This window comes from Lysobacter sp. BMK333-48F3 (assembly GCF_019733395.1).
Classification (GTDB): Bacteria; Pseudomonadota; Gammaproteobacteria; order Xanthomonadales; family Xanthomonadaceae; genus Lysobacter.
This window is the reverse complement of record NZ_JAIHOO010000001.1, coordinates 4,678,321-4,695,756: the sequence shown is the minus strand read 5'-3', so window position 1 is coordinate 4,695,756 and position 17,436 is coordinate 4,678,321. Positions and strand designations below refer to the sequence as shown.

Genomic DNA, 17,436 nt, shown 5'->3' with positions numbered 1-17,436 from the left:
CGAGAGGAAGGCGTCGGACTCAGTGCTCGGCGCCGCCGGCGAGGCGGCGGTCGACGCGGGTGTCGAGCGCGGTGCGCAGCGCCGTGCGCAGGCCCGCGGCGACGGTCTCGATCGCCAGGCTCGGCGCGCCGGGATGGTGCGCGGCCTGGGCGGGAGCATACGGAATATGGATGAAGCCGCCTCGAACGCCGGCGCGTTCGCGCAGGGCGTGCAGCAGCACGCAGGGCAGCTCGCTCATCGGAAGGCGATCCAGTACATCAGCAACACGTTGCAGCCCAACAGGATCAATCCGGTCGGCCATTGCGCGCGGATCACCCCGTACGGATCCTTGAGTTCGAGCAGGGCCGCGGGCACCAGGTTGTAGTTGGCCGCCATCGGCGTCAGCAGGGTGCCGCAATAGCCCGACAGCATGCCGATCGCGGCCAGCGAAGCGGCATCGGCGCCGTGCTGGCGCACCAGCAGGGGCAAGGCGATGCCGGCGGTCATGACCGGGAACGCGGCGAAGGCGTTGCCCATGATCACGGTGAACAAGGCCATGCCGACCGCATAGGCGACCACCACCGCGAAGGCGTTCTCGACCGGGATCACCGCGCGCACCACGCCGGCCACCGCCTGGCCGACGCCGCCGGCTTCGAACACGCTGCCCAGGGTCGCCAGCAACAGCGGCAACAGCGCCGCCCAGCCGATCGCGTCGACCAGTCGGCGCGATTGCTCGATGCCGCTCCACGGCGTCTGCCGGGTCAGCCGGCAGGCGGCGATCAGGCCGGCCACGCAGGCCAGCGCCAGCGCGATCAGGGTCAGGTTGGCGGGCTCCAGCAGCGGCGTCCGGCCGATGCGCACGTGCTTGAGGCCGAGCGCGCCGACCAGGGTCACTGCCGGGATCAGCAGCGCCGGCCAGAACAGGCGGTTGCCCAGCCGCTGCGCCTCGGCCTGTTTGTAGCCGGCGTCGGTCTCTGCATAGGCGCCCTTGCCGAGCGCGCCGAATCCGGCCAGGGCCGCCAGCGCGACCACGCAGACGCCGACCGCGCGCACCGGCAGGTGCTCGGCGGCGACCATCAGCACGGCGATCAGGCCCCAAAACGCCGCCGTGCCCCAGCGCCGCGGGTTGGAGCGGTCGCGCGCGCCGCGCAGGGCCAGCGCGGCGAAATAGGCGCCCATCAGCCAGTAGACGAAGTCCAGGGTGACCAGGCCGCCGCTGTCGTTCTGGGGAATCATGCCGGCGGCGCTCCCGATGCGCCGGACGCCGCGGGCGCCGCGGCGGCGCGCTCGCGCGCCAGCCGGCGCTCGAAGCGCAGGATGCGCACGACGTGGATGGCGAAGGCGCAGATCGCGGTCGGGATGCCCCACAAGGCGATCTGCAGCGGATCCAGCTTGACGCCGTGTTCGGCGAAGAAACTCTGGATCAGCAGCACCGCGCCGAAGGCGATGAAGACGTCCTCGCCGAAGAACAGGCCGACGTTGTCGGTGCCGGCGGCCATCGCCCGGATCCGTTCGCGCTGCTCCGGTTCGAGCGCGCCATGGCGGCTTTCGGCGGCGCCTTCGGCCATCGGCGCGAGCAGCGGGCGCACGGTCTGCGGATGGCCGCCCAGGCTGGTCAGGCCGACCGCCGAGGCGAGCTGGCGCATCAGCAGATAAGCGATCAGCAACCGGCCCAGGGTCGCGCCGCGCAAGCGCGCGATCCAGCGTTGCGCATGCTCCTTGAGGCCGTGGCGTTCGAGCAGGCCGATCACCGGCAGGGTCAGCAGGAACAGCAGCAGGAAGCGTTTGTCGGCGAAGGCCTTGCCGATCACGTCGAGCACGTCCAGCGGCGACAAGCCCGCGCTGAGGCCGGTGACGAAGCCGGCGGCGACCACGACCAGGGCCGGGTTCAAGCGCAGCACGAAACCCAGGACCACGGCGGCGACGCCGAGCAGGGGCCAGTAATTCATTGCATCACCTCGCAGGGCGCGGCAGCGGGGGCGGTGGGGCGGAGCGGGTTGAGCGGAAGCGGGGGCGCCGGCCGGAGCGCATGCGGCTCAGGCCAGCGCCCGGATGGCCACGCCGTCGGCGAGCAGGGCCTCGCGCACGGCGCGGGCGAAGGCCGGCGCGTCGGCGCGGTCGCCGTGCAGGCACAGGGTGTCGGCGCGCAAGCGCAGCGGGCCGTCGGCGGTGTCGACTTCGCCGTCGATCACCAGGCGCCGGACCTGGGCGATCGCCTGCGGCAGGGACTCGATCACCGCGCCGGGCTGGCCGCGCGGCAGCAGGCGGCCGTTGCCGGCGTAGCCGCGTTCGGCGAACACCTCGTGCGCGGCGCGCAGGCCGGCGCGCTGCGCGGCGTCGGTGAGTTGCGACTGGGCCAGGCCGTAGACGATCAGTTGCGGATCGAAGGCGGCGACGGCAGCGACGATGGCTTCGGCGACGACGCGGTCGTCGGCGGCGAGGTTGTACAGCGCGCCGTGCGGCTTGACGTGGGTCAGGCGCACGCCCTCGTCGGCGGCGACGGCGCCGAGCCGGGCCAGCTGGCCGAGCATCAGCAGGCCGATTTCGTCGCGGTCCAGCGACAGGCTGCGGCGGCCGAAATGCTCAGGGTCTTGGTAGCCCGGATGGGCGCCGGTGGCGACGCCGTGCTCGCGGCACAGGCGCAGGGTCGCGCGCATGGTCGCTTCGTCGCCGGCATGGCCGCCGCAGGCGATGTTGGCCGAGCTGACGTAGGGCAGGATCGCCGCATCGTCGCCGCAGCCTTCGCCGAGGTCGCAATTGAAATCGATGCGGTACTGCATGGCCTTGCGCGGCGTGCGCTGCGCGACTAGTTGCGCTTGAACAGCAGGCCCAGGCCGACCGCGATCAGGATCGCCGGCCACCAGGTCACCAGCAGCTTGGTCACGCTGAGGTTGGTGAAGCCGAGGTTGTTGAGCAGGAACAGCGTGCCGATGACGATCAGGATCAGGGCGCCGACGACATGGGATTTCATTGCTGCGGTCTCGTACTGGTGCGGGGCGCCGGGCCCGGGGACGGAAGGAGTCTAGACGGGTTGGCGAAGTCGACCAAGAGGGCGCGGCGGATCGGGGGATGCAGGCCGCAGATCGATCGGGCGCGAGGAGTCTTGCGATGGCTTGGATCGCGTCTGTTGCGGTGCAGCATCGAATCGGCATCGGCGCCGGACACCGTTGCGGCCGGAAATTGCTTGCTGCGGCATCAGCCCCGTCTTAACGATGGGGCTGACGCTTGTGGGGAGGCGGCATCGTGCAGTGATGACCGCAGGGGATTGGCGTTTTGGGAGGCAAGAGCAAATCCCCCCTGGCCCCCCTTTTTCAAAGGGGGGAACGGCTGCGTGCTTATTCGCAGTGCGGCGGCGCCCGGAGAATTCGCCCCCTTTGAAAAAGGGGGCGAGCGCCTGCGTTAGCCGGTGTCGCGACGTCGCAGTTGCGCGGGGGATTTGCCTTGGCTCAGTGAGAGCCGCTCGCCGCCGGAGCCGCCGAGGCCGGCGCCGCCGAGGCGGTGGTCGCGGCGGCGGTCGCCGGCGCCATCCACAGCTTCGCCTCCGGCGCGGTGCCGAGCATCTGTCCGCGCAACAGCGGGATCGGCGGGCCGCCGTAGCTGAGGAACTGGTCGTGGAAGGACTTCCACGCAGTGCGGCCGCCGCGGCTGGCGGTCCAGTCCTCGCGCAGCTGCTGGATCATCAGCTTGCCCAGCGTGTAGTTCAGATAGGCCGGATCGTAGGTGCCGCGCGCGGCTTGCTGGCGCGCGTTGCCCGGGTCCTGGAAGGCCTTGTCCTTGAACATCTGCTCCGACTCGGCCACGGTCATGCCGCCGGTGTGCAGGCCGATCGCCGACAGGTAGCGCACGTTGCGCAGCAAGGCGTTGGTCAGCTGGCCGATGTGGATCTCCGGCGTCGCCCCGTCCAGGCCGGCGTCGAACATCATTTCCTCGGTGTAGTGCGCCCAGCCTTCGGCGTAGGCATAGCCGACGAACAACTGGGCGAACTTCCATTGCGAGCGGTTGGCGTGCAGGAACTGGAGGAAATGCCCCGGCCAGACTTCGTGCGCGGAAGTGAACAGCAGGTCGGCCTGGCCCGGCACGTAGGCGTCCTGCTCGGCCTTGGGCCAGCTCGGATCCGGCGGGGCGATGTAGTACACCGAGGGCAGGTTCTTCTCGTACGGCCCCGGGATCTCGATGTAGGCGAAGTTGTTGCGGTTGAACGGCGGCGCTTCCTCGACCTTGGCCTCTTCGGTGCCCGGAATCGTCACCAGGTCCTTGTCGACCAGGAACTGGCGCAGCCCGACTAATTGCTTGCGCGCGCCCTCGACCGCGCCGCCGACCGGCTTGTCGGCGTTGACCTGTTCGATGCATTGGGCGATCGGCTTGCCCTTGGCGTAGGCCTCGCAAGCGCGTTGCAGCGCGGCCAGGTTGCGCGCCAGGTCGGCTTCGCCGGCGGCCTTGAGCCGGTCCAGCGGCAGGTCGACGCCTTCGGTGGCCTTGAGCATTCGGGCGAACTTGTCCGCGCCCAAGGCGAAGTCCACCGGCTCGCGGCCCTTCTGCAGCTTCATGTGCTCGGCCAGTTCGCGCATCGCCACCGTGGCCATGGCGTTGGACTGCTTCAGGCGCATCTGCAGCTTGTCGTCCTGGACCTCGGCGAAGATCTTCGGCACGTCCTGATCGAAGAATTCGGCCATGCCGCCGAACACCGCGCTGCCGAGCTGGATGTAGCTGTCCGGCAGCGGCCCCTGCAGGTTGGCGCGGATCTGCGCGACCGCCTTGGGCAGGTTTTCCTGATAGCTCACGAACGCGGCCATGCGCTGTTCCAGCGGCGCGTAAGGGCGGGTCAGGTACATGCTCGGCGACAGGTCGCCCATGTAGAAGGCCGGGTTCTTGGTCGCGAAGCCGGAGTCTTCCAGCCAGAACAACTGGCCGTCGATCACCGCGCGCACGTAGTCGCGCTGGTAGCGCTGCGCCGGCGAAAGACGGTCGTCGCCGAACGCTGCGATCGCGTCGCGCTGCTGGTGCAGCCACTGCGCGTTGCGCTTCAGGCCCTCGGGCGAGAAGTCGGGCAGGCGGCCGTCGAATTCGTGCTTGCCGGCGTTCGCGCCCCAGGTCGGGAAGTGTTCGAAGAAGCCCTGGATGAACTGGTCGACCGCGCTGTTCCAGGCGGCATCGGCGGCGGCCGGCGCGGCGGCGCTGTCGGCGGTTGGGGCGGCGGGCGCGGGCGCGCTTTGCTTGCAGCCGGCGCCCAGGGCGGCGGCGACACAGACGGACAGCGACAGCAGACGCAGGGACGGCATGCGGAACCTCCGAACAGCGATGGCGACGGTGCCGCCGATCCTCGCGGTTGCGGACGCGTCGGCGATAGTGTCTTTTGCCCTAGGCGGATGCAGAATCCGGCACAGTTTCGATGCAGTGCTCGTGCCGCGGACGCTCGTGAATGCGGCTCGCGCCAATTCAGCGACGGCAGCGACGGCAGCCACAGCAGCGCCAGCAACGCGCGGCCGATGCCTTGCGTTGCAGCAAGATCCGCGGACCCGCCGATGCCGCGCGGCTCAGCCGCGCAAGCGCGCATCCACCGCCACGCCCAAGCGCGCCAGCCGCTGCTGCCGCTCGCGCCAGGCCGCCGCGGCTTCGGCCGCGTCGCAGGCGCGAAAGCGCAGCGGCGTGTTGGGGCCGGCCTGGGCCAGGCGCGGCAGATCGGCGGCGATGACGTGGCCGAGGCGGGCATAGCCGCCGACGGTCTGCGCATCGGCCAGCAGCACGATCGGCCGACCGTCCGGCGGCAGTTGCACGGTGCCGGGCGCGACCGGTTCCGACACCCCGGCGGCGGCGGGCGCGGGCAGCGCGGCGCCGTCCAGGCGCAGGCCCTGGCGATCGCTGGCCGCGGCCACCCGCCAGGCCTGCGCGCCGAAGCGCGCCTGCGCTTCGGCCAGCGCCGGCGTGGCGTGGGCGCGGTAGCGGATCGGCTCCCGGTCCGGCGGATCGAATTCGGGATCGACCCACCAGGCGCTGGCGCGCGGCGCCTGGATCGCGGGCGGCACGCAGTCGCCGAGCGCGAGCCGGTCGCCGGCGCGCAGGGCGCGGCCGGCGTAACCGCCGAAGCCGCCGCGCAAATCGGTGCTGCGGCTGCCCAGCACGGTCGGCGCGGCGAAACCGCCGGCCACCGCCAGCCAGGCGCGCACGCCGCCGCGCAGGCCGCCCAGGCGCAGTTCGCCGGCCGGCAGTTCGATCGGCCGGCCCATCGCCGCGGGCAAGGCGCGGCCGTCCAGGCGCAGGTCCAGACTGGCGCCGAGCAGGGCCAGGCGCAACGGCCGCCGCAGGCGCAACTGCGGGCCGTGCAGGCACAGCTCCAGCACCGCCGCGTCGGCATCGTTGCCGACCAGCCGATTGGCCAGCGCGGCCAGGCCGGGGTCGAGCGCGCCGCTGCGCGCCACGCCGAGATGACGCCAGCCGGGCCGGCCCTGGTCCTGCACGCTGCTGAGCGGACCGGGCGCCAGCACTTCGATCGCGGCGTCGTCGCGGCTCATGGCGTCGCCTGTGCGCGCAAGCGTTCGAACGCGTCCGCATCGATCGGCACGAACCGCACCCGGTCGCCCGGCAGCAGCAGGGTCGGCGCGGCGCGGCCGGCGTCGAACAGGGCCAGCGGCGTGCGCCCGAGCAGGCGCCAACCGCCCGGCCCCGGGCGCGGGTAGATGCCGGTCTGGGCGCCGCCGATGGCGACGCTGCCGGCGGCGACCGCGGTGCGCGGCGTGCTCAGGCGCGGCAGGGCCAGCGCCGGATCGAGCCCGGACAGATAGGGGAAACCGGGGGCGAAGCCGATCATTGCCACCCTATATTCGGCGTCGGCGTGGCGCTGGATCAGCTGCTGCGGCGACAGACCGAGTTCCGCCGCCGACTCGTCCAGGTCGGGGCCGTACTCGCCGCCGTAGGCGACCGGAATCTCGACTTCGCGCAGTGCCTCGACCGGTCCGTCGGCCAGGTCGTGGTCGTGGGATAGCCACTGCGCGCTTAGCCAGTCCAGCGCGGTTTCGGCATCGACGATTCGCGGATCGAAGAACAGCGCCAGGCTGGCGTAGGCCGGTACCAGGTCGCGCAGCCACGGCGGCGGCTGTCGGCGCAGGCGGGCGACGAACGCGTGCACCCGGGCGTTGACGGCGTCGTCGATGCGCTCGCCCAGGCGCAGCAGCCAGGCATCGTCGGCCAGGGGTTCGAACACGGCCGGCGGGGGCGGCATCGGCGCGGGTATCGGCGTAGGCGCCGGCGTCACTCCGCCAGCGCGTCCTGCAGCCGGCGGATGCGTTGCACCAGGGTTTCCGGCGAATACGGCTGCGCCGTCGCCATGCCCCACACCGGCCGCGGCCAGGCGATGTCCTCGCGGTAGCGCGCGATCACGTGCACGTGCAGCTGCGGCACCAGGTTGCCGAGCGCGGCGACGTTGAGCTTGTGCGGCTTGAACGCGGCCTGCAGGGCGCGGCTGGTGCGGGCGATTTCGCGGGTCAGGGCCTGTTGCTGGTCCTCGTCCAGGTCGACCAGCTCGACCGCGCCGTCCACCCGCGGCACCAGGATCAGCCAGGGGTGATTGGCGTCGTCCATCAGCCGCAGCTCGCACAGTTCGAACTGCGCCACCGGATGGGTGTCGTCGGCCAGTTGCGGGTGCAGGTGCCAGGGGTTCATTTCAGATTGTCCGCGAGAAAGTCGAGCGTGCGTCGCCAGGCCAGTGCGGCGCTATCGGCGTCGTAGTCGGCGCGCAGCTCGCAGTTGAAGCCATGGCCGGCGTCGTAGAGGTAGATCGGGGCGTTCGGCAGCGCCTGACGGTGCTGTTCGATCGCCTCCGGCGGGATGCTGCCGTCGTGGCGGCCGAAGTGGAACGCGATCGGCGCGCGCGCCGGCTCGCCGAGGAAGGGCAGGGTGCGCGCGCCGTAGTAGCTGACCGCGGGCAGGCCGTGGCGGGTATTGGCCAGGAAGGCCAGCGAGCCGCCCCAGCAGAAGCCGACCGCGCCGGTGCGCAGGCCCTCGTCCTGCAGCCGGTGCGCGGCGGCGCCGACGATCTCGCTGGCGCGGTCGAAGCCGACCGCGTTGCGCAATTCGACCCCGCGCGCGGCCGCCGACTGGTCGTAGCCCAGCTCCACTCCGGGCTCGACCGGATCGAACAGGGCCGGCGCCAGGACCGCATAGCCGGCTTCGGCGAAGCGCTCGGCGACCGCGCGGATATGCGCGTTGACGCCGAAAATCTCCTGGATCACCACCAGACCGCCGCGCGGCGGCCCGCCGGGGTCGGCGCGCCAGGCGCGGACCGGGCCGGCCGGGGTGTCGAGGTCGATCCACTGGGCCATGGGGCTTGCTCCTATGCGAATGAACCTTGGTTCGCGGCCAGTTTAGCCGCGGAGGCTATAATTCGCGCCCCCGGCGTCGCCGGATCCGGGCCGTCGGCCCGCCGCCCATCGGGCATCCTCGTTCAGGTCTCCGCGTTCATGTCTTCCGCCAGCGTTTCGCCAGCCAATCCCAAAGTCGGTTTCGTCAGCCTCGGTTGCCCCAAGGCCCTGGTCGATTCCGAGCGCATCCTCACCCAGCTGCGGGTCGAGGGCTACGACATCGTGCAGAGCTACGACGACGCCGACGTGGTCGTGGTCAACACCTGCGGCTTCATCGATTCGGCGGTGACCGAGTCGCTGGACGCGATCGGCGAGGCGATCGCCGAGAACGGCAAGGTGATCGTCACCGGTTGCCTGGGCAAGCGCTCGGAGCTGATCCGCGAGGCGCATCCGGACGTGCTGTCGATCAGCGGCCCGCAGGACTACGGCAGCGTGATGAGCGCGGTGCACGCGGCGCTGCCGCCCAAGCACGATCCGTTCATCGACCTGGTGCCGCGACGCGACGATGGGATCGGCATCAAGCTGACCCCGAAGCACTACGCCTATCTGAAGATTTCCGAAGGCTGCAATCACCGCTGCAGCTTCTGCATCATCCCGTCGATGCGCGGCGACCTGGTCTCGCGTCCGGTCGACGAGGTGCTGCGCGAAGCCGAGAAGCTGGCGATGGGCGGGGTCAAGGAACTGCTGGTGATCTCGCAGGACACTTCGGCCTACGGCGTCGACCTCAAGTACGCCGCGCGCGAGTGGCGCGGCAACAGCTACCAGACCCGGATGAAGGCGCTGTGCGAGGGCCTGGCCGAGCTGGGCATCTGGACCCGCCTGCACTACGTGTATCCGTATCCGCACGTCGACGACATCATCCCGCTGATGGCGCAAAACGGCGCCCACGGCATGCCCAAGCTGCTGCCGTACCTGGACATCCCGTTCCAGCACGCCAGCCCGCGCGTGCTCAAGCTGATGAAGCGCCCGGGCGCGGTCGACAAGACCCTGGAGCGGATCCAGCGCTGGCGCTCGATCGCCCCCGATATCGCGATCCGCAGCACCTTCATCGTCGGCTTCCCGGGCGAGACCGAGGCCGAGTTCGAAGAGCTGCTCGACTTCCTCGACGAGGCCCAGCTCGACCGGGTCGGCGCCTTCGCCTATTCGCCGGTCGACGGCGCTCAGGCCAACGATCTGCCCGATCCGGTGGCCGAAGAGGTCAAGCAGGAGCGCCTGGCGCGGTTCATGGAGCGGCAGGCGGAGATTTCCGCGGCCAAGCTCGAGGCCAAGGTCGGCAGCGTGCAGCGCTGCCTGGTCGACGCGATCGACGGCGACCTGGCGATCGCCCGTTCGATGGCCGACGCGCCGGAGATCGACGGCCTGGTGCAGATCCAGAACGGCCTGGAAGCGCAGCTGCACGTCGGCCAGTTCGTCGACGTCGAGATCATGGGCAGCGACGAGCACGATCTGTACGGCGAGGCGTTGCTGCCGGAGTGAGGGGGCTGGTTGCTGGGGCTTGGCGAGAGCAACGGCAACAGCAACAGCAAATCCCCCCTGGCCCGTCCGGCCAGCAGGCATAGCCTGCTGGCGTTCGATCGTGCGCGAACCTGCGGTTCGCAAGCGCACGCTCTCACCCTTTTCAAAGGGGGGAAGGGCTGCGTTGTTCATGGTGGCGTGTCGGGTAGTCGCGCGCGCCGACTACTAGCCCCCTTTTGAAAAAGGGGGCTGGCGCCGACGCGAATCGAGGTCGGGTCCCACTGGCTGCGCCGGGGGATTTGCTTTTGAGCGCGCCGCCGCGCCCGCGGGCCTGAAAGCGATGAAGCTAGGCGCGAAAGGCCGGTACCTCCGCCCGAGCCGCGGTTCGCTCGCTCAGGCCATGACGCGGCCGCCAACTTTCAACGCAGCCCCAGCTTGCGCTTGCACAAACGCAGATTCGTCCGCGCCGGACGGACGATGCTGAGCCGACGGTCGAGCAGCACCGGCGGCCAGCTGTCGGCGAGTTCGGCATCGTCGAGCGCGGCCTCCTCGGCATACGGCTGCAGCGTAGCGAGGCATTCGCGATAGCGGCCGTTGTGGTACTGGGTGATGGCCAGGTCGTTGCGGATATCGCCTTCGTCCTCCCAGCTCAAGGTGCGCCCGCATCGGTTCAGCACCGGCTCCAGGGTCGCCAGCGCTTGCGCATAGCGCTGGCCGTCGTAGCTGCGCTTGAACGCGTCGCGGCTGCGGCGCAGGCCGTCGCTGGTGCATTCGGGCGCGACTTTGAGGTAGTCGACATCGAAGCTGCCGTTGAGGCCGCAGTGGCGCTTGCATTCGGCCGGTGTGGCCATCGCCACGTCGATGCCTTCGCCGTTGTCGCTCAGGGTGATGGCGCACGCCGGCAGATCGCCTTCGGCCGCGACCAGGCCGCGGCCGTTTTCGATCGTTCCGCTGAGTTCGCAGTAGTTGCCGACGCTGACGGTCAGGATCTCGAACCGCTGCCGGCCCGCCGCGTCGGCGCCGATCTTGAGCGTGCCCCAGCCTTGGCCGGTGATGTACTCGCCGGGCGTCAGCGGGTTGCGATCCGCAGCGGCGGCCGACAGAGAGAGCGCACCCGACAGCGCCAAGGCGAGGATGCCGAAACGGCGGAACGAACCAGCGGCGAGCATAGACGGCGTCCTTGGCCTGATGGAGTGCGGTGGATGGTAATCCAGAGCGGCCCGGGAGCTAAGCGTCAGGAGCTAGGGGTTAGGAACGGACACCGACAGACTCGGCCCCATTCCCCATTCCCCATTCCCAATTCCCAATTCCCAATTCCCAATTCCCGAACCTACACCGCCAACCCCGCCGCATGGCCCGACGCCCAGGCCCACTGGAAGTTGTAGCCGCCCAGCCAGCCGGTGACGTCGAGCACTTCGCCGACGAAGTACAGGCCCGGCACGCGCTTGGACTGCAGCGTGCTCGACGAGACTTCGTCGGTATCGACCCCGCCCAGGGTGACCTCGGCGGTGCGGTAGCCCTCGGTGCCGCTGGCGGTCAGCGGCCAGTCGGACAGGGTCGCGGCCAGTTGCTTCAGCTCCGGCGCGTTGTACTGCTTCATCGGCTTGTTCGCCAACCAGACCTCGCACAGGCGCTGGGCGAAACGCTTGGGCAGGATTTCGCCGAGCACGGTCTTCAGTTCCGCGGCCGGGCGCTGGCGCTGCTGGGCGAGCAGCCAATCCAGTGCGTCCTGGCCGGGCAGCAAATCCAGGCGCAGATCGTCGCCGGGCTGCCAGTACGAGGAAATCTGCAGAATCGCCGGCCCGCTGACGCCGCGGTGGGTGATCAGCATCTGGTTGCTGAAGGCCTGGCCGTTGCAGTTCGCGGTCACCGCCAGGGCGACGCCGCTGAGGTCGTGCAGGCGCTCCTGGTGCTTGCCGCTGAGGGTCAGCGGCACCAGTCCGGCGCGGGTCGGCAGCACGCGGTGGCCGAAGCGCCGCGCCAGTTCGTAGCCGAAACCGCTGGCGCCCATGCTCGGGATCGACAGGCCGCCGCTGGCCACGACCAGCGCGGGCGTAGCGACGTTGCCGTGCGCGGTATGCAGCCGGAACGGCGCCTCGCCGTCGCCGTGGTGCAGGGCGTCGATGCCGTGGCCGGTCTCGATCCGCACCCCGGCCGCCTGGCATTCGTCGACCAGCATCTTCACGATCAGCTTCGACGACAGATCGCAGAACAGCTGGCCGAGCTCTTTCTCGTGGTAGGCGATGCGGTGGCGCTCGACCATCGCGATGAAGTCCCACGGCGTGTAGCGCGCCAGCGCGGACTTGCAGAAATGCGGGTTGGCCGACAGGTAGTTGGCGGGCGTCGTGCCGGTGTTGGTGAAATTGCAGCGTCCGCCGCCGGACATCAGGATCTTCTTGCCGACCTTGTTGGCGTGCTCCAGCACCAGCACGCGCTTGCCGCGGCGGCCGGCGGTCAGCGCGCACATCAGGCCGGCGGCGCCGCCGCCGACGACCACGGCGTCGTAACGCTCCGCCATCTCAGGCCGCCCGGTTTTCCGCGCCCTGGCGCACGCTCGGGACCAGGGCGAGGCTGGCCTTGTCGGTGCTCAGCGCGACCTCGCCGTCCTGGATCTGGCAGTCCAGGCGGAAGCTGCGCTGGACCAGATCGGCCATCGCTTCGACCGAACCCGCGTCGAGGTCGAGCACGGTCAGGTTCTTCAGCCGGCGCAGGACCGCGATGTTCTTGTCCCACCAGATGTCGGCGGCGCGGCCGCCGTAGTTGACCACCACCACCTGGCGCGCGCGGCCGCAGGCCTTGCGGATCCGCGACTCGTCGGGCTGGCCGACGTCGATCCACAGCTCGATTTCGCCGCTGTAGTCGCGCAGGCTCAGCTCGGGCTCGTCCTCGCCGCTGAGGCCGGGGCCGAATTCCAGGCGTTCGTGCGCGTGCAGGGCGAAGGCGAGCAGGCGCACCATCAACCGCTGCTCGGTCTCGGACGGGTGCTGGGCCAGGGTCAGGTTATGGCCGGCGTAGTAGTGCCGGTCCATGTCGCTGACCTGCAGTTCGATTTTGACGATGGTGGCGTTCGGCGCCATGGGGCGGACCTGGGGTAAAAACAGCGCGCATTCTAGGGCTTTGCGCGGCGCGGCGCCGGCCGCCGCGCTGGGGCCGGCCAGTCGCCGCCCGCGCGTCCATCCAAGGCGGCCCGGCCCAGCGACCCAAACAGGCATCCGGGCGGCCGCGCCGGGAGCGCGCCCAGGCCGGGCACGGTGCGGGCCGCGCGGCGAAGTGAGCGATCATGGTCGCATGCCGACTTTTCCGCCCCAGGACCGCTTCGCGGCCGCGCCGCCGAGCCGCCTGCAACTGCCGCCGGGGCCGTGGACGACCCTGCTGGACGGCCTGTGCGCGCGCTTTCCGGCGATCGCCCGCGAGCGCTGGCAAGACCGCTTCGCCCGCGGCCGGGTGCTCGACGCGCAGGGGCGGGCGCTGGCCGCCGACGCGCCGTACCGGGTCGGCATGGAGATCCGCTACTTCCGCGAAGTCGCCGAAGAGGCGCGGATTCCGTTCCAGGAACGGATCGTGCATGCCGACGCGCATTTGCTGGTGGTCGACAAGCCGCATTTCCTGGCGGTGGCCCCGGCCGGCCGCTTCGTCGCCGAGACCTTGCTCGGACGGCTGCAGCGGCGCTACGGCGAACCCGACTTGGCGCCGCTGCACCGGCTCGACGCCGGCACCGCGGGCCTGGTGCTGTTCTCGCGCGATCCGGCCAGCCGCGACGCCTATCAGGCGCTGTTCCGCGAGCGGCACATCCGCAAGCGCTACGAGGCGCTGGCGCCGCCGCTGCCGCACTGCGCGTTTCCGCTGCTGCGGCGCTCGCGCATCGTCGCCGGCGAGCCGTTCTTCCTGATGCGCGAGGCGCAGGGCGAAGCCAACAGCGAGACCCGGATCGACGTGCTCGAACGCGGCGAATCGGTCTGGCGCTACGCCTTGGAACCGCTGACGGGCCGCAAGCACCAGCTGCGCCTGCACCTGGCCGCGCTGGGCGCGCCGATCCTGGGCGACCGTTTCTATCCGCTCGCGGCGCAGGCGCCGGACGACTACGCCCGGCCGCTGAAGCTGCTGGCGCGCTCGCTGGAATTCGTCGACCCGCTGGACGGTCGCGAGCGCCGCTACGACAGCGGCCTGAGCCTGTAGGCCTGTCCTTTGGGTAGGAGCGGCGCCCACGGGGGTTCCCTTCGGTCATGAGCCGCGACCGCGCCGCCTCGGTCCCGCGCCGCAACCGACGATGTCCTGGGGTAGGAGCGGCGCGAGCCGCGACCAAGGGACGCGCAGAACCAGCAAGGCCTTCGTAATCGCATCGAAGATCGAAACAGGCAGCCCGGTGGCTGCGCGGTCGAGCCTTATCTGCGTTGGCGTCGTCGGCGCGGTGTCTCGGTCGCGGCTTGTGACCGCAGGAAATCCCCGTGGGGCGCCGCACCTACTCCCTAGGATTTCGCGCTCACACCCACTCGCGCGAGGGCAGGGTGTAGCGCCGCTGCGGGCGGCCGATCAGGTCGAGGAAGTTGTTGAACACCGCGTCGGCGCGCGCCTGCATGCCGTGGATGTGCTCGACGGTGCGGGCGCGGATCGCGCCCTCGTTGGTGTCGTGGCCGAGTTCGGCCAGTTCCTCGCGATAGGCCGGGTTGGCCAGCCAGCGCTCGATCAGCGGCACGTCCATTTCCAGATGGAACTGGAAGCCGTAGGCGTTGTCGCCCCAGCGGAAGGCCTGTTGCTCGCAGCTGTCGGTGCGGGCCAGATGATGCGCGCCGTCGGGAATCTCGAAGCTGTAGCGGTGCCACTGGAACACCGGCGCGACGCCGGCCAGCGGCGCCAGCACCGGGTCGGCGGCGCCGGCGGCGGTGGTCTGCATCGGGTACCAGCCGATCTCCGGCCGGTGATGCTTGCGCACCGGCGCGCCGAGCACGTGCGCCAGCAACTGCGCGCCCAGGCAGATGCCGAGCACCGGCTTGCCCTGTTCGAGCATGCGTTCGATCGCCAGCAGTTCGGTGCGCAGGTGCGGACGCGCGGCCTGGTCTTCGACGTTCATCGGCCCGCCGAGCACGATCAGGCCGCGATAGCGGTCGACGTTGGGCTGGGCCTCGGGGTGGCGGTCGAAATTGGCGAAGCGGATGCGGTGGCCGCGCCGGCGGATCAGCGGGTCGAGCGTGCCCAGGGGCTCGGCGGCGACGTGTTGGAAGACCAGGATGCGGGACATGAGCGGCGGCGTTGCGGCTTACGCCTGCGACTATGCCAAACGCGGCGCGCGCTGTGGGGCGCCGGGCTTATGACTTCTGGTTTGGGGCACGGGGTCTGACGGTTTCGGTCGAGGTTCCCGCATCCCGCCGGTTGCCGCAGCGCAGAGCCAAGGCCTCGCCGCCAGACTCGGTGCGACGGCGGGCCGGCGCGGACCAGGGCCGGACAGACGTTGTGCCAGCCACTCCAGTCCGTCATCCCCGCGAAGGCGGGGATCCAGAGACTTCAGCGTCGTGCCGGATGAATCCCTGGATGCCCGCATGCGCGGGCATGACCTCGGGAGGCTGGGTCGCGGCCGCAAGGCGCGGCGGTCAGCGCGGGCCGCGCGGCTTGAACGGCTTGCGCGGACCGGCGCCGTGCGGCTTGGGGCCGCCGGGGCGCGCGCCGTGCGGGCGGAACGCGCCCGGACGGCCGTGGCCGCGGCCGCCTTCGGCATCGCCCGGGCCGGCGCGCTGGATCCGCAGCGGCTGGCCGGCGACGCGCACCTTCTTCAGGTGCTCCATCAGCTCGCGCGGCATGCCTTCGGGCAGGTCGACCAGGGTGTATTCGTCGCGGATGTCGATCCGGCCGATGTAGCGGCTTTCCAGGTCGGCCTCGTTGGCGATCGCGCCGACGATGTTGCCGGGCTGCACGCCGTGGGCGTGGCCGACTTCGATCCGGAAGGTCTCCATGCCGACCTCGGCCTCGCGCGGCGCGCGCTCGTGGCTGCGCTCGTGCGCGCGCTCGGGGCGCGGCGCCGGCGCCTCGTCGTCGAACATCGATTCGGCGGCGTTGAGCGGGCGCTCGGACGCGGCGCCCGGCATCGGCGGGGTGTACTGGCGCTGTTCGTGGCGGTGCGCGCCGCGCTCGTCGTCGCGGCGGGCCGGGCGGGCCTCGTCGCGCGCCGGGCGCTCGAACTTGTCGCGGCGATGGGCGCCGGAGTTGGAGGCGTTGTCGCGCTCGATGAACTTGCGCGTGGCCTGGCCGCGGTGTTCGCGCGGTCCCTCGCGTTCGGCGTAGCGCGGCTGCGCCGCCGGCGGCGCCAGCAGCAGCGGGTTCTCGCCCTGGACCAGCTTGGCCAGGGCCGCGGCGATCTCCACCGCGGGCACGTTCTTCTCGCGCTCGTAGCGCTCGACCAGGTCGCGGAACAGCCCCAGCTCTTCGCTTTCCAGCGCCTCGCTGATCCGGCCGAGGAAGCGCGAGACGCGCTGCTCGTTGACCGTCTCCACGCTGGGCAGTTCCATCGGCTCGATCGGCTGACGGGTGGCGCGCTCGATCGCGCGCAGCATGCCGCGCTCGCGCGGGGTCACGAACAAGATCGCCTCGCCCTTGCGTCCGGCGCGGCCGGTGCGGCCGATGCGGTGGACGTAGCTCTCGGTGTCGTAGGGAATGTCGTAGTTCAGCACGTGGCTGATCCGCTCCACGTCCAGGCCGCGCGCGGCCACGTCGGTGGCGACCAGGACGTCGATCTTGCCGTCCTTGAGGTTCTGGATGGTCTTCTCGCGCTGCGCCTGCTGCACGTCGCCGTTGATCGCCGCGGCCGAGATGCCGCGCGCCGACAGCTTCTCGGCCAGTTCTTCGGTGCCGAGCTTGGTGCGCGAGAACACGATCATCGCGTCGAAGGTTTCGGCCTCCAGGATCCGGGTCAGCGCGTCCAGCTTGTGCACGCCGCTGACCGACCAGTAACGTTGGCGGATGTTGGCCGAGGTGGTGGTCTTGGCCTTGATCGCGACCTCGACCGGTTCCTTCAGGTAGGTCTGGGCGATGCGCTTGATCTGCGGCGGCATGGTCGCCGAGAACAGCGCCACCTGGCGCGTTTCCGGGGTCTTCTTCAGCACCGCCTCGACGTCGTCGATGAAGCCCATGCGCAGCATTTCGTCGGCTTCGTCCAGGACCAGGCAGCGCAGCTGCGACAGGTCCAGCGAGCCGCGCTCGAGATGGTCGATGACCCGGCCGGGGGTGCCGACCACGACCTGCACGCCGCGCTTGAGCGCCTGCAACTGCGGGTAATAGCTCTGGCCGCCGTAGATCGGCAGCACGTGGAAGCCGGGCAGGTGGGTGGCGTACTTCTGGAACGCCTCGGCGACCTGGATCGCCAGTTCGCGGGTCGGCGCCAGCACCAGCGCCTGCGGGCGGGCCTGGGCCGGGTCGATCGCGGCCAGGATCGGCAGCGCGAACGCGGCGGTCTTGCCGGTGCCGGTCTGGGCCTGGCCGAGCACGTCGCGGCCTTCCAGCAGCGGCGGAATGGTCGCGGCCTGGATCGGCGAGGGCGATTCGTAGCCGACGTCCGCCAGCGCGTGCAGCAGCGGCTCGGGCAGGGCGAGGTCGGTGAACTTGGGGGTTTCGGGAGCGGTATTGGGCGTGTCGGCGCTCATGTCGAGGCTCTAGCAGCGCC

Annotated in this window: 17 protein-coding genes; 2 read left to right on the top strand and 15 right to left on the bottom strand. The window is 70.7% G+C overall.

Annotation, left to right across the window (positions count from 1 at the left end; all coding sequences use genetic code 11):
• Positions 1 to 19: 19 nt before the first annotated feature.
• The 10 genes from K4L06_RS20235 to K4L06_RS20190 all read right to left on the bottom strand — a co-directional run bounded on the left by K4L06_RS20235 (position 20) and on the right by K4L06_RS20190 (position 8,294).
• Positions 20 to 238: a hypothetical protein gene (locus K4L06_RS20235; protein ID WP_221673096.1), complete on the bottom strand. Its 219-nt coding sequence runs from the start codon at positions 236 to 238 to the stop codon at positions 20 to 22.
• On the bottom strand, positions 235 to 1,215 hold the full coding sequence (locus K4L06_RS20230) for a DUF979 domain-containing protein (RefSeq protein ID WP_221673095.1): 981 nt from the start codon (positions 1,213 to 1,215) through the stop codon (positions 235 to 237). Before K4L06_RS20230 ends, K4L06_RS20235 begins: the two co-directional genes overlap by 4 nt.
• Positions 1,212 to 1,928: a DUF969 domain-containing protein gene (locus K4L06_RS20225; protein WP_221673094.1), complete on the bottom strand. Its 717-nt coding sequence runs from the start codon at positions 1,926 to 1,928 to the stop codon at positions 1,212 to 1,214. The genes K4L06_RS20230 and K4L06_RS20225 overlap by 4 nt, the downstream gene beginning before the upstream one ends.
• A gap of 87 nt (positions 1,929 to 2,015) precedes the next feature.
• The gene (locus K4L06_RS20220) at positions 2,016 to 2,759 is read right to left on the bottom strand and encodes a 5-oxoprolinase subunit PxpA (protein ID WP_221673093.1); all 744 of its coding nucleotides are present in this window, start codon (positions 2,757 to 2,759) and stop codon (positions 2,016 to 2,018) included.
• Positions 2,760 to 2,785: 26 nt separating this feature from the next.
• A complete protein-coding gene (locus K4L06_RS20215; protein WP_091793749.1) occupies positions 2,786 to 2,950 on the bottom strand; it encodes a DUF5668 domain-containing protein in 165 nt (54 codons plus the stop codon).
• 475 nt (positions 2,951 to 3,425) lie between these two features.
• Complete coding sequence (locus K4L06_RS20210; protein WP_221673092.1) at positions 3,426 to 5,258, bottom strand: DUF885 domain-containing protein; 1,833 nt, start codon at positions 5,256 to 5,258, stop codon at positions 3,426 to 3,428.
• A 255-nt stretch (positions 5,259 to 5,513) separates the two neighbouring features.
• Positions 5,514 to 6,488 carry a biotin-dependent carboxyltransferase family protein gene (locus tag K4L06_RS20205; RefSeq protein WP_221673091.1) on the bottom strand — a complete coding sequence of 325 codons (975 nt, stop codon included), beginning with the start codon at positions 6,486 to 6,488 and terminating at the stop codon, positions 5,514 to 5,516.
• On the bottom strand, positions 6,485 to 7,195 hold the full coding sequence (gene pxpB / locus K4L06_RS20200; RefSeq protein ID WP_221673090.1) for a 5-oxoprolinase subunit PxpB: 711 nt from the start codon (positions 7,193 to 7,195) through the stop codon (positions 6,485 to 6,487). Before pxpB ends, K4L06_RS20205 begins: the two co-directional genes overlap by 4 nt.
• Positions 7,196 to 7,224: 29 nt before the next feature.
• Positions 7,225 to 7,635 (bottom strand): HIT family protein, encoded by a 411-nt coding sequence (locus tag K4L06_RS20195; protein WP_221673089.1) that lies wholly within the window; start codon positions 7,633 to 7,635, stop codon positions 7,225 to 7,227.
• Positions 7,632 to 8,294, bottom strand: coding sequence for a dienelactone hydrolase family protein (locus tag K4L06_RS20190; protein ID WP_221673088.1), 663 nt, complete (start codon positions 8,292 to 8,294; stop codon positions 7,632 to 7,634). The genes K4L06_RS20195 and K4L06_RS20190 overlap by 4 nt, the downstream gene beginning before the upstream one ends.
• Before the next feature lie 138 nt (positions 8,295 to 8,432).
• Between K4L06_RS20190 and rimO the strand changes: the two genes are divergently transcribed.
• Positions 8,433 to 9,809: a 30S ribosomal protein S12 methylthiotransferase RimO gene (gene rimO / locus K4L06_RS20185; RefSeq protein WP_221673087.1), complete on the top strand. Its 1,377-nt coding sequence runs from the start codon at positions 8,433 to 8,435 to the stop codon at positions 9,807 to 9,809.
• Positions 9,810 to 10,207: 398 nt separating this feature from the next.
• On the opposite strand, the gene K4L06_RS20180 is transcribed toward rimO, so the two are convergent.
• The 3 genes from K4L06_RS20180 to K4L06_RS20170 form a co-directional block, all read right to left on the bottom strand.
• Entirely contained in the window at positions 10,208 to 10,957 is a 750-nt protein-coding gene (locus K4L06_RS20180; RefSeq protein ID WP_221673086.1) for a hypothetical protein, read from the bottom strand.
• A gap of 161 nt (positions 10,958 to 11,118) precedes the next feature.
• Positions 11,119 to 12,306: an NAD(P)/FAD-dependent oxidoreductase gene (locus K4L06_RS20175; protein ID WP_221673085.1), complete on the bottom strand. Its 1,188-nt coding sequence runs from the start codon at positions 12,304 to 12,306 to the stop codon at positions 11,119 to 11,121.
• A gap of 1 nt (position 12,307) precedes the next feature.
• Complete coding sequence (locus K4L06_RS20170; protein ID WP_221673084.1) at positions 12,308 to 12,865, bottom strand: YaeQ family protein; 558 nt, start codon at positions 12,863 to 12,865, stop codon at positions 12,308 to 12,310.
• A 211-nt stretch (positions 12,866 to 13,076) separates the two neighbouring features.
• Between K4L06_RS20170 and K4L06_RS20165 the strand changes: the two genes are divergently transcribed.
• Positions 13,077 to 13,964 carry a pseudouridine synthase gene (locus tag K4L06_RS20165; protein ID WP_221673083.1) on the top strand — a complete coding sequence of 296 codons (888 nt, stop codon included), beginning with the start codon at positions 13,077 to 13,079 and terminating at the stop codon, positions 13,962 to 13,964.
• 304 nt (positions 13,965 to 14,268) lie between these two features.
• Here K4L06_RS20165 and K4L06_RS20160 read toward each other — a convergent pair whose 3' ends face one another.
• Both K4L06_RS20160 and K4L06_RS20155 read right to left on the bottom strand, forming a co-directional pair.
• Complete coding sequence (locus K4L06_RS20160) at positions 14,269 to 15,024, bottom strand: gamma-glutamyl-gamma-aminobutyrate hydrolase family protein (RefSeq protein ID WP_221673082.1); 756 nt, start codon at positions 15,022 to 15,024, stop codon at positions 14,269 to 14,271.
• A gap of 349 nt (positions 15,025 to 15,373) precedes the next feature.
• Positions 15,374 to 17,416 carry a DEAD/DEAH box helicase gene (locus K4L06_RS20155; RefSeq protein ID WP_221673081.1) on the bottom strand — a complete coding sequence of 681 codons (2,043 nt, stop codon included), beginning with the start codon at positions 17,414 to 17,416 and terminating at the stop codon, positions 15,374 to 15,376.
• Positions 17,417 to 17,436: the final 20 nt, after the last annotated feature.

Coding starts and splice junctions, on each gene's coding strand:
- K4L06_RS20175 (WP_221673085.1), bottom strand. CDS start 12,306: ATGGCGGAGCGTTACGACGCCGTGGTCGTCGGCGGCGGCGCCGCCGGC.
- K4L06_RS20235 (WP_221673096.1), bottom strand. CDS start 238: ATGAGCGAGCTGCCCTGCGTGCTGCTGCACGCCCTGCGCGAACGCGCC.
- rimO (WP_221673087.1), top strand. CDS start 8,433: ATGTCTTCCGCCAGCGTTTCGCCAGCCAATCCCAAAGTCGGTTTCGTC.
- K4L06_RS20225 (WP_221673094.1), bottom strand. CDS start 1,928: ATGAATTACTGGCCCCTGCTCGGCGTCGCCGCCGTGGTCCTGGGTTTC.
- K4L06_RS20165 (WP_221673083.1), top strand. CDS start 13,077: ATGCCGACTTTTCCGCCCCAGGACCGCTTCGCGGCCGCGCCGCCGAGC.
- pxpB (WP_221673090.1), bottom strand. CDS start 7,195: ATGCCGCCCCCGCCGGCCGTGTTCGAACCCCTGGCCGACGATGCCTGG.
- K4L06_RS20215 (WP_091793749.1), bottom strand. CDS start 2,950: ATGAAATCCCATGTCGTCGGCGCCCTGATCCTGATCGTCATCGGCACG.
- K4L06_RS20230 (WP_221673095.1), bottom strand. CDS start 1,215: ATGATTCCCCAGAACGACAGCGGCGGCCTGGTCACCCTGGACTTCGTC.
- K4L06_RS20160 (WP_221673082.1), bottom strand. CDS start 15,024: ATGTCCCGCATCCTGGTCTTCCAACACGTCGCCGCCGAGCCCCTGGGC.
- K4L06_RS20205 (WP_221673091.1), bottom strand. CDS start 6,488: ATGAGCCGCGACGACGCCGCGATCGAAGTGCTGGCGCCCGGTCCGCTC.
- K4L06_RS20180 (WP_221673086.1), bottom strand. CDS start 10,957: ATGCTCGCCGCTGGTTCGTTCCGCCGTTTCGGCATCCTCGCCTTGGCG.
- K4L06_RS20210 (WP_221673092.1), bottom strand. CDS start 5,258: ATGCCGTCCCTGCGTCTGCTGTCGCTGTCCGTCTGTGTCGCCGCCGCC.
- K4L06_RS20155 (WP_221673081.1), bottom strand. CDS start 17,416: ATGAGCGCCGACACGCCCAATACCGCTCCCGAAACCCCCAAGTTCACC.
- K4L06_RS20195 (WP_221673089.1), bottom strand. CDS start 7,635: ATGAACCCCTGGCACCTGCACCCGCAACTGGCCGACGACACCCATCCG.
- K4L06_RS20170 (WP_221673084.1), bottom strand. CDS start 12,865: ATGGCGCCGAACGCCACCATCGTCAAAATCGAACTGCAGGTCAGCGAC.
- K4L06_RS20190 (WP_221673088.1), bottom strand. CDS start 8,294: ATGGCCCAGTGGATCGACCTCGACACCCCGGCCGGCCCGGTCCGCGCC.
- K4L06_RS20220 (WP_221673093.1), bottom strand. CDS start 2,759: ATGCAGTACCGCATCGATTTCAATTGCGACCTCGGCGAAGGCTGCGGC.